This window comes from Achromobacter sp. HZ34, assembly GCF_002209485.1.
Lineage (GTDB): Bacteria > Pseudomonadota > Gammaproteobacteria > Burkholderiales > Burkholderiaceae_B > Bordetella_C.
Genome location: NZ_NJIX01000001.1, coordinates 110,658 through 124,022 on the forward strand (window position 1 = coordinate 110,658; position 13,365 = coordinate 124,022).

The 13,365-nt window shown below is 61.0% G+C and carries 10 protein-coding genes; 5 read left to right on the top strand and 5 right to left on the bottom strand.

The genetic code is table 11. The features are described 5' to 3' along the window. Positions 1-92: 92 nt before the first annotated feature. The 4 genes from prpR (at position 93) to CEY05_RS00415 (ending at position 3,935) form a co-directional block, all read left to right on the top strand. The gene (prpR, locus tag CEY05_RS00400) at positions 93-2,093 is read left to right on the top strand and encodes a propionate catabolism operon regulatory protein PrpR (protein WP_158219226.1); all 2,001 of its coding nucleotides are present in this window, start codon (positions 93-95) and stop codon (positions 2,091-2,093) included. 129 nt (positions 2,094-2,222) lie between these two features. Next, positions 2,223-2,471, top strand: coding sequence for a type II toxin-antitoxin system Phd/YefM family antitoxin (locus CEY05_RS00405; protein WP_088595426.1), 249 nt, complete (start codon positions 2,223-2,225; stop codon positions 2,469-2,471). Beyond that, a complete protein-coding gene (locus tag CEY05_RS00410; RefSeq protein WP_088595427.1) occupies positions 2,468-2,854 on the top strand; it encodes a type II toxin-antitoxin system VapC family toxin in 387 nt (128 codons plus the stop codon). Before CEY05_RS00405 ends, CEY05_RS00410 begins: the two co-directional genes overlap by 4 nt. Positions 2,855-3,035: 181 nt before the next feature. Beyond that, positions 3,036-3,935, top strand: a complete 900-nt coding sequence (locus tag CEY05_RS00415) for a hypothetical protein (RefSeq protein ID WP_088595428.1) — start codon at positions 3,036-3,038, stop codon at positions 3,933-3,935. A 36-nt stretch (positions 3,936-3,971) separates the two neighbouring features. Here the strand turns inward: CEY05_RS00415 and CEY05_RS00420 are convergent, their stop codons facing one another. Continuing rightward, entirely contained in the window at positions 3,972-4,577 is a 606-nt protein-coding gene (locus tag CEY05_RS00420; RefSeq protein WP_088595429.1) for a hypothetical protein, read from the bottom strand. Between the two features lie 101 nt (positions 4,578-4,678). Beyond that, the gene (locus tag CEY05_RS00425) at positions 4,679-5,971 is read right to left on the bottom strand and encodes a hypothetical protein (RefSeq protein WP_088595430.1); all 1,293 of its coding nucleotides are present in this window, start codon (positions 5,969-5,971) and stop codon (positions 4,679-4,681) included. A gap of 70 nt (positions 5,972-6,041) precedes the next feature. Between CEY05_RS00425 and CEY05_RS00430 the strand changes: the two genes are divergently transcribed. Further along, a complete protein-coding gene (locus CEY05_RS00430) occupies positions 6,042-6,725 on the top strand; it encodes a hypothetical protein (RefSeq protein WP_143220241.1) in 684 nt (227 codons plus the stop codon). 10 nt (positions 6,726-6,735) lie between these two features. Here CEY05_RS00430 and CEY05_RS00435 read toward each other — a convergent pair whose 3' ends face one another. The 3 genes from CEY05_RS00435 to CEY05_RS00445 form a co-directional block, all read right to left on the bottom strand. Next, a complete protein-coding gene (locus tag CEY05_RS00435; protein ID WP_088595432.1) occupies positions 6,736-7,512 on the bottom strand; it encodes a DUF2167 domain-containing protein in 777 nt (258 codons plus the stop codon). Between the two features lie 99 nt (positions 7,513-7,611). Then, complete coding sequence (locus CEY05_RS00440) at positions 7,612-7,950, bottom strand: hypothetical protein (RefSeq protein WP_143220243.1); 339 nt, start codon at positions 7,948-7,950, stop codon at positions 7,612-7,614. A 340-nt stretch (positions 7,951-8,290) separates the two neighbouring features. Continuing rightward, a complete protein-coding gene (locus CEY05_RS00445; protein WP_088595434.1) occupies positions 8,291-13,255 on the bottom strand; it encodes a TDP-N-acetylfucosamine:lipid II N-acetylfucosaminyltransferase in 4,965 nt (1,654 codons plus the stop codon). Between the last annotated feature and the right edge of the window lie 110 nt (positions 13,256-13,365).

Sequence of the window (13,365 nt, forward strand, 5' to 3'; positions counted from 1 at the left end):
GTCGTCGGCTTCCTGCAGGAAAGTCCCGATGCGCGCCTGTGTTTCATCATTGAAAATGTTGTCTTTCAAAGATGAATCACTTCGCTGAAACCATGCGCCATTCCTCTGCTGTACCTCCTCTGGTTGCCGTCGAGGCCGCCCGTTCGCGGCGTCCGGTGGTGCATGCCGTCACCGGCCATGGCCTGTTCGAGAGCCTGCGCCAGATTGCGCCGGAGTTCTCAGAGCATGCGCGTGTCGAGCTGTTGCACGATGCCTTCGAGTCCGCGCTGGTGACCCTCAAGCAGGCCGTGGAACAGGGGCGCTGCGACGTGGTGGTGGCTTCGGGCAGCAATGGCGAGTATTTGCGGGCGCGCCTGTCGGTGCCGGTGGTGCAGGTGCAGGTGGGAGGCTACGACTTGATGGCGGCCCTGGCCTCGGCGCGCGAACTGTCGGCGCGGATCGCCGTGGTGCTGCATCATGAGGTCTCCGCGGCGCTGCGGCGCTTCCTGCGGGGATTCGATATGGACGTCGAGCTGCGCACGTATGAAACCCGCGAGGATGTCATGCGTTGCGTGCGGGAGCTGGCGGAGCAGGGCGTGGAGGTGGTGGTGGGCGCGGGGATGGTCACCGACCATGTGCGCAAGGCGGGTTTGACGGCCGTGCTGTTGTACTCGCTGGACTCCGTACGGGCCGCCATGGAGACCGCCATGGCGATTGCCGAGGCCCAGCACAAGGAACGCGTTCGCCGCGACCAGCTGGACCTGGTGTTACGCCACCTGAACGACGGCGTGGTGGCCGTCGACATGCAAGGCCGCATCACGACGCTGAATCCTGCCGCCGCGCGCATCATCGGCGCCGCCGCGCAGGCCGCGGGCCAGCCGCTGGCCGAAGTGGCGCCTGGCTTGACGCCGCGGCCGGTGCTGGAGCAGGGGCGCTCCGAACTGGGCCGTGTGGATGACGTGCGGGGCCAGTCCCTGGTGGTCGACGCGGTGCCTTTGTACGAATCCGGCATCCAGACGGGGGCCGTGCTGACGCTGCATCCATCGCAGCCGCTGGAGCACGCCGTGGGGCGCTTGCGTGCGCACAGCCATCGGCGGTCGCGTTCGGCGCGCTATACCCTGGGCGGCATGGTGGCTGCGTCGCAGGCGATGCGGCAGCTGGTTCATCGTTGCGAAGTGATGGCGCGCGCCAGCGATGCGTCCGTCCTGATCCAGGGGGAGAGCGGCTCGGGCAAGGAGGTGGTGGCGCAGGGCATACACCGCGCCAGCCGCCGCCATGCGCGGCCTTTCGTGGCGATCAATTGCGGTGCCTTTCCCGAGCAGTTGCTGGAAAGCGAGTTGTTCGGCTACGAGGAAGGCGCTTTCACCGGCGCCAGGCGGCAGGGCAAGGCGGGTCTGTTCGAGGCGGCCGATGGCGGCACGTTGCTGCTGGACGAAGTCGGGGAAATGCCGCTGCCGCTGCAGACGCGCCTGCTGCGGGCCTTGCAGGAGAAGGAGGTCACGCGTGTGGGCGGCATCGATGCCATTCCCATCGACGTACGCATCATCGCGGCCACGCACCGGGACTTGGCCGCCATGGCGCGCCAGGGTTCGTTCCGGCACGACCTGTTCTATCGCCTGCACATCCTGCAGGTGCGGGTGCCGCCCTTGCGGGAACGTCCGGAGGACATCGCCGCGCTGGCCGCGGCGCTATTGCCCGCCGCGCTGGAACGCCTGGGGGCCGGCACCCTGGCAACGCAGGCCTTGGCCGCGATCCTGCCCTTGCTGGCGGCGCACGACTGGCCTGGAAATGTGCGGGAACTGGAAAATGTGATCGAGCGGATGGCGCTGGAGTGCTTGCTGGCTGGCGCCGTGCCGTCGGCGGCGGTGCTGCGTGGGGTGGTGGACCCGTCGGGATCCGAAGGTCCGGTGGGATCCAGTGACCTGGCGGGATCCGATGACACGGTGACGGGAATGACCCTGGCCGGCGAGGCGGGGCGGCTGCATACAGTGCAGCGGGCCGCCGAACTTCAGCATATTCGCGATACCTTGGAACGGCTGGATGGCAACCAAGCCGCGGCGGCGCGGGAGTTGGGGATCAGTCGGACGACGCTGTGGCGGAAGTTGCGGGGGTAGGGTTGCTGGCTGATAAGGAACCATTCGCGGGGGAGGTCGGTTACTACCCTATCCGACATCGATTCAAGGTGGCGTTGGAAGTTCGACTTAGCTAGACTAAACTAAGGTGACTTATGCGGGGGAATGCTCATGACTGTCGTCAATATGTTCGAAGCGAAATCGTCTCTGTCGCGGTTGGTCGACGAAGTCGAATCGGGACGCGAGCCGGAAATCATTATTGCTCGGCACGGCCGTCCTGCCGCCCGGCTCGTTCCTATCGCATCCCAACCGCCCGTCGAGCGCCGGATTGGCGTCGCGAAGGGTCAGTTCGTTCTGCCCGAGTCCATCGACGAGTACAACGACGAGATTGCCGAGATGTTTTACGGGAAGCCCGAGTGAACGTCTTGCTCGATACCCATATTGCATTATGGGCGGTTCAAGATAACCCGTCTTTGACCGCGCGAGCGCGTGAAATCATCTTGTCTCCCGACAACAAGGTTCACGTGAGCGTCGCGTCAATCTGGGAAATCGGCATCAAGTTCAGCGCCGGCCGGGGCGAGATGCCGGTTTCGGCGAATCAAGCCGTGGGTTATTTTCGGGACGCGGGCTTCCGGATACTGGGTGTGGACGCGCAGCACGCGATCGAGGTCGAGAAGCTGCCATGGCATCACAAGGATCCATTCGATCGTTTGCTTGTCGCGCAAGCGCTGACGGAGCCCATGCGCTTGCTGACACATGATGCGCTGGTGGCACGCTATAGCGACACGATCTTGCAGGTTTAGGCGAGTATTCGCTGGTCGGGGGCCGCGGTTTGCCAGGGTTTCGGCGCATCTGAAACAAGTATAGGACGAGATGCATCACACAGAGCATGGCACGGGGGTGATACGACCTGGCGATCCAGGCATAGACGAAGCATGGCTGCGCCGGCATCGTCAGGGCGCTTGGGCTTTCGGGGCCTGGCTCATGGGTTGGATGGCCATTGTCTGCTACGGCGTTATAACGAAAGCCGGTGTGTTTGGCTGGATGGCGTCGCTTGAGCTCCGCTTGCTCGGTAGCGACAGTCCCTTGATCACCGCCTTGCCTGTGCTGGTTATCTGGTTGGGGCCTGGGTTCATCTTCATGACGATGAAGAAGGACGTCGCACGGCCTTTCCTTTTCGGCATCCAGGACACAATGGATGCTGGACGGAAACCAGTGCTGGTACGAAGTTCGGAGGGGACCATCACCATGCGCGCAAGGCGCTTGCGCAATCTGCTGCGTGGGTCATTGGCCGTCGCGGGATTCTGCCTGATCCCCGTCATGATCGGCATCTGGAAAATCGAGCATGTTGGAACGGATCCGCATATCCCATTGCCTGTCGTCAATTATGCGGATGTAGCCTCTGGCGCCACGGTGCCCTTGCACGGACGCGTTGAAGGTGTGACCGCCTACGCCGCCAATGCGTGGATTCATGATTACAGCATCCGGCAAGATCGTCACCGGGAGGCTTATTACGCACTTGAGCCGGCCGGCTGGACGCCTGACAAACCCGTCCGGCTATTGGAGCTGGACCAAACTTATCCCGGCGACAAAGTGTCTATCGCCAACCAGATCGACGCGCCAGGGCCGCGCGAAGGAGCGCTGCATCGGCTCGATGACGACTGGATCAAGTCCGAACTGCAACGACACGGATTCAGGTTGGCTGAGCCTGTCATGGTGCTGGAGCGCGAGTCGCTGCACGGCTTCGAGCCGTGGCAAGACTCCACCGACCTGTTCTTCGACTATGTATTCCCAGCGCTCATTGTGGCGCTGGCAGCGATCGTCGTGGCGGCGGCAACGCGTCTGCGGATCCGGCGTTTACCTGTAGTGGTTGCGCCGCGCTGATACAGGCCTGGCGTATGGGCTCAATGCCCTGGTTTGCTATCGACTGTCGGTCTCGTTATTCATCCAGTTGGCCAGGAGGCTCCGCCGCCGCGAGGGTGGGGCGGCCATCACGGAACGGATGAAGGGCAGATAACGGTTGAAGGTGGTGATGTCTTCGGTCTGTATGCCTTGCGTCGCCAGCCAGCCTGTGACGAGAGGCAAAGCGACATCCTGGTAGCGCCTGGAGGTCAGGCGCTGCACGAAATGCGCTGCGAATTGTCGCGGCAGGGTGTGGCGCGAAAATGCCTGTGCCGCGAAGCGGCGCGCCCGAGGGTCCTCGGAGTCAACCCAGGCGAAAAGTCCATCAAGGCAGGCCGGGTCACCCGTAAGGCGAAACAGGGTCTCCAGGCGCCCCACGCTGAATGTATACCCCAGTCTCTCGTCCGACGCCTGTGCGTGCCGCAGGGTCTCGATCACTTCGGCGTCGCCGACATGGGCCAGTGCTTGGAGGTCTATCGTTTCGCCCTGCAGCGCGCGGGCGAGCAGCAACCGGCGGGCTTCGACCAGTTCGCCTGGCGCGAGTCCGGTAAATAGCTCAGGCCCATAGCCATCGCGTCTGTCCTGCTGGGCCGCCTTGTAGAAGGCGAGAAATCTGTCGAACACTACTTGGACCTGATTGAAGTCGGACTAGGCCATCGACGATAGGCTTGCCGGGATGGTTTGAGATCCTGCTTTAATTGTTTTCATAGGGGTTGTGCTGACTCCTAAGGCTTTGTCCGCTCCTCGAAGCGCAATATCACGGTATAGGTGGGCGGATCGCCGGGCTTGGTACCCCAGGCGTTTTCCACCCGCAGCTTCGCACGCACGTCGCCAGCCTGCCAGGACCAGTGCAGTGGTTTGCGCTGGTTCACCAGGGGTACCCACGTCGCCAGACTCGGGATTTGGCCGGGCGGCGGGGCGATGCTGTCCTTGTCGGCCGGCAAGGTTTCGGCCTGCCATGCGCCCTTGGCGAATTGGGCCAGCGTTGCCTGCACGAAGGCCAGGCCCTGTTCATGCGAATAGTCGTGGATCGTTTGAAAGACCCATTCCACGGCCCGGATGCGATGGTCGCTGGCGTTCTCGCTGAGGTTATAAAGGTCGAAGCTATGGATGCCCGTCCATTGCACGCGCAGGGCGCCGTGTTCGAAGATGGCCTTGGTCTCGTCGGGAATCGGACCCCTGTTGCTCCAGACCCAAGAGCGGGACGCGCGCGCGGATGTGGAGAGATAGGAATCGAAGTTCTCCGGGCCGCGCTCCTCTACCCAGGACGTGGCGTCCTCGCCCAGGTCGACGACGAGATCCGCGTATGGCCAATGGTTTTTGGCGTACTGATGATCCAGGATGGCCAGGCCGATCACGCCTATCGCCCAGGCTGCCAGGACGCTGCGGCGCGGCAGCGGCGAGGGCAGATCAGGTGGTTCGGTGGTGGGCGACTGAAGGCGTTGCGGCAGTGGGGCCGCCCGTGCGCGCAGACGGGCGCGATGAACCGTACGCTGCCAACACCAGATCACCTGCGGCACGACTAGCAGCAGATTCAGCACATTGAACATGACCCCGGTCGCACCGAACAGCCACGCCAGCACTACCGCCTTGGGCACGTTCATGATCCCGTCCCAGCCGTCGGTGATGGCCATCACCACCCCCGCCGCCAGGCCGCCCGCCGTCCAAGCGACAAAATAGCCATATACGCCCAGGGACAAGGCGCCCAGGTACCAATATTCACCAAGGTCCGCGCGTCGCCGCCAAGCCCGGTAGCAGACGAAGGCGATGCCGGTGAGTCCGGCCAAGCTCAGGATCGCCAATAACGTCACTGAGCCATCGCCCAGCTCCAGGGCCAGATCCCCCGCGACCTTGGATAGCGGCTTGCCACCGAACAGGCGATTATTGACGGCGAAGCCGAGGGCCACAGCGAAGCCGCCCAGCAACCAGATCAGAAAGAGGGTCGCGCGCAAGCGCCACAGCGCGCGCGTGGACAGGGGAGCGAAGGGCAGGGGCGACTGCGTGGGGTCATCTGTCATGGCACAGACTTTACCCCGTGTTGGGCCCGAGCCGCCCGAAGGAACATCCGGTAAGCTACGCCTCATGCACATGAAACCGACCCTAAGCGCCTGCCTCGCGTTCGGCGCCTTCATCCTGCCCCTGGCAGCGAACGCCAGTTGCGGCTGGGGCGACATCAACCTGCGCAATGCCCAGGCCGCCGTCGTGACACCTGCCAAGCAGCATTTCGTCATGCATGCCGATGCCACCAACCACTGCCCCAGTGACAGCAAGCAATGCCAGACCAAGGCCTATCTGGTCAAGGGCGACGTGGTGGTGACGGGCACGAAGGAAGGCGATTACGTCTGCAGCGGCTACGTCACGGCGGGGGGCAACCTGATGCTCGAATGGTTGCCCGTGGCAGCCCTGGAAGCTGCCCCGGCCGACCAGCAGAAGCCGGCGGACTGGACCGGCAAATGGCATGTCTATGGCAATGACATCGAGATCGCGCCCAAGGGCGATGCGCTTGCGGTGGACGGCGACGCCACATGGCAGATGGGCGACAACGTCCATGTGGGCGAGGTGCACGGCGTGGTCAAGCCCGTCAACGACCAGATTGCCTTCGCCACGGACGGTGAAAATGCCGTGCCTTTCGCACAGGGCGGCCCGGATGATTGCGCCATCAAGATGATTCGCCGCGGCCCCTACCTGGTCGTCGAGGACAACTACAAGTGCGGCGGCTTGAACGTCAGCTTTACGGCTGTCTACAAGCGGGGCGTTGGGAAGAAGCGCTGAGGGCGGCCGCTCATTTCGGTGCCCCGGCTCCCATCAGCAACGACAGGTCGTATGCAGCGACCTTGTCGGTGGCGGCGTTGAAGTCTTGGTAGCGCTTGCCTTTGTCGTAGGCAAAGTTGTTCATCAACTTGAGCAGATCGGGGACTTGGGCCTTGAGCTTGCTCTTGTCGGTCAGCAGCCGCACGCTGATGAAGCCCTCACGCCCCAACGCGGCGATGACGTATGTGACGGGGGAGCCAACAATCTGCATCGAGCTGTCTTTTGGACGGGCCTCGACGGCCCATTTCAAGCGATGGTTCGCACGGTCATATTGTGGCGCCTGCATCCAGCCGACTATTTCCGCTTCCGGGATGCCCCGCGCGCGCCTTGCTGCATTCTGCTGCTCGGTGTTGTCGCGCAGGATGCGTAGCAAGGCTTGCGGATCCCACTTCCGAGCCTCTTCGTCCTTGACGTAACCGTCTTTCTGGAAGTAGACAACGACTATCCACTTTTCGCGCGAATCGGTAGCGGGCGCAAAAAATCCGAGTTGCGAATCGTCAGTGGCATTGCCATAGGCCCGCATCAGCCGGCTGGCTTCAGGCTGGGGTACGAAGTCGATGCCAGGCGGCAGCTTCAGCGTGGCTTGATCCCCGAGATGGACGACGCCGCTGTGCTGGGCAGCCTGCGCGGCCGCTTCGTTGGCGGCTTGCATCTCCTGTTTGGCGGCCTCGGTTTGCGCCACTACTACGGGAGCGAACCCCAATGCGTTGGCGAAAATCGTGCAAGAAACAAGAAACTTCAATGTCATGGCATCCCTGGGACAAATGATCGTCAGGGCAGCGACGATGCTGCCTTTCTTGGAAAATTGCCTGACAAGTGTATCGCTTGATCCAGATTGCCGTCCCGCTCAATGCCAGGAGCACACCATGGTGGACAGGGTGCCGGACTTGTCGCCAGCGGCTGCGGCAGGCGTGCGGAACTTGCAGTCGCCCTTGGTGCCGCTGGGGACGGGCAGCAACAGCACCGATTGCTTGGCGCCATGCCCTTCGCCGTAGCCGCAGACCACCGACAAAGGCGATTGCGCGGTAGTTTCGTAGTAATACGTGTAGGTCGTGATGCCGTCCTTGGTGCTCTCGTCGTCCTGATCGAATTCCGACAAAGCGCCGGCGTCCTGGTCGGCGGGTGAGCCGGTGGCCAGGGACGCGTGCGCCAGCAGCTTGCTGCCGTTCACTGGGGCGCCCGCCAAGCGCGCGCCGGCCGGAGGTTGGAAGCTTTGATCCAAAACCGTGGGGCATGTCAATGTCCGGTGCACGTCAGCCGCAACGGGAGCGCCATGCGCACTGCTCCAGGCGAGCAATACGGAAAGTAGCGAGAGATTCACAATTCGACGCATTTATTGCTCCATATCGATCTCTCAGGGTAGACCGATAAGTGCCTGTGTAATGTTGGGAATATCGGTGCGAAATGAGCTGTAAATCCTGGCTGTAACGTTCATTGGGCCAAGTGGGACAGCGCGCGCCCATTTTCTCGCCTTGGCCCAGTATCGCAGACGGCGACACCGGACAGGGCGAGGGGAACGCGCGACTTCACGTTGTCTTATTGGGCGGTCGGCATCCGAGCGCCGTGGCCGCTTTGAACTGCTCCATCAACAGGCTTTTACTCGCGGGCGCGCCGAGGTGGTCAACTATACGAGTGCGTAGCGACTCCAGGGCCTGTCCGCTGGGTGCGCTCAGGTCTGACAGGCGCTCGCAGGCCACAAATTCGTCGTAGGACATCGGTGGCACTCCCATTTTATCGACCAGATATTCCCACAAGGGATTGATCATACTCGTCTCATTAAAGTCGATCGTTTTGCGGAGGATGGTCTTGTTGCCGAAATAGAGCGAAGCCGTCAGGTTACCCATCGCCTGTTGACGCTGATGCGCCGTGATAAGCATATCTGCCGCAGCAAGGCGCTTGAAATATTCCTCCGCCGGTAAGAAGGACGTCAGCAATTCCAGCTTATTGAGACCTCGCCGCGCCGCGTGCGCAGCCAACTGCTGCGCGTAGCTTTCAGCGCAGTTGTAGCCTAGCGGGACGACGATTTCGTACTCGGCGATGTCTGATTTGCCGGCCAGGTAATCCAGGATTTCAACGTGCATGTTGCCGGAGTCGCCACTATTTCCGACGATGATCGTCTTCGATTTGCTGGGTGGGACGGCGATGTTGCGGAAATCCAGATTCGACGGATACGCAAATTGCAGGCGCGGGCGATCGCCGTAAGTCTCGCAAAACAGGCGGTAGTCCCCGTCGGCGCTCGTGGCCACCGCAGCGATATGCGCGACGACATCGTGCATCGGCTTGCCAGCCCGAATCGGGTTATATAAGTCACCGCCCCACAGGATCCAGATCACCTTCTTGCGACCGGCGAGCTTCAAGACGAATTCCTTCTGCCAGGGGAAGAACAGACCGTGGATGAAGATCGCTTCGACATGCGGTTGCATGGCACTGGCAATCAACCGTTCCATGTCGGCCACACCGTCGAAAAATGAGGAATTCGGCGTCTTGCTGATGTCGTTGTCGTAACCGGGAATGGAGCGACGCTTTTCGATCAAGATCTGATGGGCGAAGTCCTCGTGCATCGACGGGTCGCTCATCATCGAGATGAAGTTCTGCGTGTGCATGTTGTTGTAGCAAAGATGCACATGACACTTCTGGTTCACCCCGATCACCATGGGGAACGGCCGCGCTTTCGGGCTCCTGGCGGGCTGGGTCTGCTTCGTCGATCCCCATGCTTGCAGCAAGCGCCATGATGCCCGCTGCTCGGCGAATTTGTCCTCCACCAGGCGATGGCCGATGGCATCGTTCAGTGTCAGCACCGCGGCCGGCACATATATCTGCCTTTCCTGTTCATAACCCTTATTGATCATCCGGTGGCCGATATCGATTCCACCGTGTTCCGATAGCAAATAGTCACCCCACCCATTGACGGCGGTGAAAGCTTCTCGGGAAAAGGAGACATTGCCCTCCAGGGTGGGCATGGACTCGATTATCTCATCGCCCAGGTTGTAGTGTGCAGGGGCAGGGATCTTGTAGTCGCTCAGGCGGTAGGCGCCACGTGCCGCGACGATATTCTGGGCGGTGTGAGCCTCGATGTGCGCCTGCAGGAATCCTGGCTCCGGCATGGCGTCACTTTCCACGAACAGCAAGATGGGTGCTCGTGTGTAGGTGGCGGCAAGGTTCCGGGACACGTATTTCCCGGCATTGCCGCTAGTCTCGACGTAGAAATCCAGAAGAGGAAGGACAGGCGAGAAGTCGGCAGCCGGGCTGCCGTTGTTCAAGAGTACGATCTCAATATTTTCGCCACCTTGCTCACGCAATGCGTGAACGTTGGCGACGACCTGGTCCGTGTAGCGGTCGGCTACCAGCACAGCACTGATTTTTGCTTCGAGGCGATTGGCCAACTCCTTCGCGTCGGAGAGCCAATGGCTGAATAACGTCCCTTTGCGGGCATTCGCGCCCCCTTGGAGCCGAGCGACAAGATCGCGCTGAACAGGGAGTTCGCACTCTGCTCCGTCGGCGAACTTGAGTTCTCCTTTCGCCAACAGCGCGTGGCAAAGCAGGAAGTGCGCAGTATCGTTGTCGGATTCGCGTTGCAGTATGCTGACGCAGCGTTTGATCAGGACATCGATCGCCAAAGGATTCCAGCGGTCCATGCCATGGGCCAGATTTACGGTCTCATTGGCTTCGTTCTGGTTCCTGACGTTGTGAACGCCAATGATCACATCGTGTTGGACAGCCTTAGCGAGATAGCGGTCTTCCAGGTATTCCTGCGCCGGCGTCAAATCGCTGCCGTCGGCGGCCAGCATCTCATAGGCGACATCTTCCAGGCCGTAGCCCATATGCAGGATGCAGGCGAGTTTCTGGCGTCGGCCGGCGTCCAATTGTGAGAGCCGTGCGGCATTCGGGATGTAGAGCGCGTCGGCCTGGAGCAGGAAAGAGGGTGGTAGCGTCTTGCTACCTGGCAGGTTCGACGTATGGCCATTTTCCTGTCCGTGCAGTCTATGCAGACGGAAGCCATGTCGATTCGCCCAGCCATCGACTTCGGCGAGGCTCGGCTGGCCGGCGTGCGTCGGGTGGAACACGACACGCGCGTCGATCAGCAGCGTGTGGGCCAACGTTGCCGCGCCATGGTTCAAGATGGTTGCGCTGGCGCCGCCGCTATCCAGCAGCAGCCAATCCACAGCTGGCAGGCCATTGATATTGTCCAGGGCAATGGTGGGAATGGCGCGCTGGAACAGCACGCGGCCGCCGGCGGTAGGGTTGCTGGAATCAGCATCGAGCGGCTTGAGCAACCCGCTCAATTTGGAATCCAGGCAGTCGTGCAAGGTGGCTTGCTCACCATCGCCCAAAGCAAGCCCAGGCTGATAGTGGACGTCTTCACGCCGCACGAGGGCATGTTCGCGCTGGCTGCTGGTGGCATCGAACACCACTGTTTCCAGCATGTGCAAGGACAGCATGCCTTCAGTCGAAGGCCGGTCGAGCAGACGGCCGCCGCTGTCCACAGCGATCAACTTGCCAGGCAACGACCACTGGAAACCTACTTCCTCGGGGGGCAACGCAGGTTGCTGCAGTTTCACGAAGATATCTTCGTCATCGAAACGCGCCGAGCCGTCCTTGCCCATACGCAGCGGGGCCGGCATTTTGCCGTCGCAGTAACGCTGCCAAATGGCGCGGAAGGCGTTAGCCAAATGTCCGGCATAACGCTTGCCATCACAAACTGGGGATTTCAGCAGCGTCTCGCGCAGATGGCCCCGGGTCGCTGCCAAGCTATCAAGGTCGCTGGTCAGGTGGGCGGCTCGCTCTCGGTATTCATCCCAAGTAGTCGCGACCAGGTCAGGCAGCCCTGCATTGACCAAATGGGTGGCCGAGTGCCGTCCAGCGAAGGTCGGCCCCGGTAAGGTGACTACCGGCACGCCCATCAACATGGCTTCGCAGGTGGTCAGCCCTCCCGAGTACGGCCAGGGATCCAATGCCACATCAATGTCGTTATAGGCTTGAAAAAGCGCGTAGTGGTTCGAATGGCCGGAGAAGAGTACGCGTTCCTCGGCGATGCCCTGTTCCGTCATCGTATCCAGCACCATTTTTCGCATTGTCGGACTATCATAGGCGCCGCTCTTCAAATGCAAACGCGACTCCGGCACCAGGTGGAGCAATGCTGCCCATTCCTTCAGGACGACAGGGTTTACCTTGGTCGGGTTGTTGAAGCAGCCGAAGGTCACATATCCCCGCTTCAAGGCTGGCAGGGGGCCAACATTCGGCACTCTGCTGGGCGGCAGGTAGCAGATGTAGTCGTCCGGCATACGGATCAACTTTTCCGTATAGGTATGATCCGTGCCGTCGGGCGATTCGATGGCATCGGTGAGCAAATAGTCGATGCTTTCGAGGCCGGTGGTGTTGATCAGGCCGCCGACCCATTTCACGACGAGAGGCGCCGGCTCCTGCGTCAGGGCTCGCATATGGGTTCCGGCGCCATAGCCGGCCAAGTCAACGAGGATATCGATTTCGTCGTCCTGGATTTGTTCGACGAATTGATTGTCCGTCAGGCTGGTCACGACCTGCCATTTGGTGCAAAAAGCCTTGATCCGCGTCGTTATGTAGTCGGACACGGAAGAAGTTGAATAGGCGTAAAGATCCACTCCTTGCTTGACCAACTGCTCCAATGCGGTGGTGGTCATCGCGCCGACAGGATGTTGGCGGAAGCCGTCGGAGAACATGCCGACCCGCAGCCGCTTGTTCGTTTCCATATTGCGCGGCAACGGACGCTTGCTCTTTGCGTTTTTCGCGAAAAGCTTCCCGATTTCGCGGCAGACCTGTTCAATCTCCGCCGCGGTGCGCTCCGGCATGTAATGCATCAGGGTCAGCAGATTCGACCAGGAGTTCACATCGTCCGGCTTGAGCGAAGTCGCCTTGCGGTAGGTTATTTCAGCCTCTTGAAGCTGGCCGACGTCGCGTTGGGCATTGCCAAGGTTGTTCAAATGGCCGCTGGCCCCCTGCGACTTGTCGATCTTCAGCAGTTCCTGGAACAGAGGAATGGCTTCTGAATGGCGGTGCAAGCCAAGCAGGATAAGCGCCTTGAGCGATTTCGCGAAATGCCGATCCGGTTCGACTTCCAGTGCCCGTTCGATGTGTTTGAGGGCTTCTTTCCACTGATCGGTCCTGTACAGCGAGCCTGCCAAGCCATGATGCGCATCCGCCAGATTTTCATCACGTTCAATCGCCTTCTTGAAGTGGCTGATGGCTATCGGCGTGTTGTCGTGATGCGCTTCGATCCGTGCCAACAAAAACCACAATGTGGCGCTGTCATCGCCGAGCGATTGCGCCATTTCAACGTCTTGCCGTCCTTCATCTATCTTGCCTTCGTCCAGCAGGACTCGTGCGCGTGCCAACCAGTCGGCTGCAACGACAGGGGGCCGGGCAGTCATTCGTTGTTGCTGGGCTTGCCCCGGCTTGCGTGTTGCGCGGGCGGTAGGAAGGCGATTCAGCAAGCGTGCGGTGGAAGGGTTGGGCATGATGAAAGTGAAACGTCAGGAATAGCGCTTAGTGTAGAAAGGAGCATGGGGACTGAATCCGACGGAAAACGCACCATTTCCCGTCTTATCTCGGATAACGTCTGTCTGTC

Bases quoted from the DNA above. Each gene is read 5' to 3' on its own strand.
- prpR (WP_158219226.1), top strand. From the start codon at position 93: ATGCGCCATTCCTCTGCTGTACCTCCTCTGGTTGCCGTCGAGGCCGCC.
- CEY05_RS00405 (WP_088595426.1), top strand. From the start codon at position 2,223: ATGACTGTCGTCAATATGTTCGAAGCGAAATCGTCTCTGTCGCGGTTG.
- CEY05_RS00415 (WP_088595428.1), top strand. From the start codon at position 3,036: ATGGGTTGGATGGCCATTGTCTGCTACGGCGTTATAACGAAAGCCGGT.
- CEY05_RS00425 (WP_088595430.1), bottom strand. From the start codon at position 5,971: ATGACAGATGACCCCACGCAGTCGCCCCTGCCCTTCGCTCCCCTGTCC.
- CEY05_RS00430 (WP_143220241.1), top strand. From the start codon at position 6,042: ATGAAACCGACCCTAAGCGCCTGCCTCGCGTTCGGCGCCTTCATCCTG.
- CEY05_RS00435 (WP_088595432.1), bottom strand. From the start codon at position 7,512: ATGACATTGAAGTTTCTTGTTTCTTGCACGATTTTCGCCAACGCATTG.
- CEY05_RS00445 (WP_088595434.1), bottom strand. From the start codon at position 13,255: ATGCCCAACCCTTCCACCGCACGCTTGCTGAATCGCCTTCCTACCGCC.